Origin of the sequence: Affinundibacterium flavidum (assembly GCF_014284175.1) — a bacterium.
GTDB lineage: Bacteria > Pseudomonadota > Gammaproteobacteria > Burkholderiales > Burkholderiaceae_D > Undibacterium > Undibacterium flavidum.
The window spans coordinates 1-255 of the sequence record NZ_JACOGA010000076.1 but is presented as its reverse complement, the minus strand read 5'-3'; the positions used below and the strand labels follow the sequence as shown (position 1 = coordinate 255).

The 255-nt window shown below is 44.3% G+C and carries 1 protein-coding gene; it reads left to right on the top strand.

Annotated elements, in window-relative coordinates; genetic code table 11:
- On the top strand, nucleotides 1-255 hold a 255-nt coding region (locus H8K55_RS21430), incomplete at both ends, for a helix-turn-helix domain-containing protein (RefSeq protein WP_186944275.1).

Below are 255 nucleotides of genomic sequence, written 5' to 3'. Positions count from 1 at the left end.
AATTGTCTGTGCTAACTCATTTATGGGACAATGCTTTATCTTACGGTCAAGCTGCAGCACATTTCAATATTCGCAACTCAGGCATTTTTGCGCAATGGATACGCCTTTATCGCGAAGGCGGGCTTGATGCTCTACAACCACGCCGCAAAGGAAGACATCGATCTATGTCAGCCCCAATAACTAAGCCAAGTGAAGATCAGGAACAAATACCGCTATCTCAAGAAGCGCTACTCAAAGAACTCAATCATTTGCGTT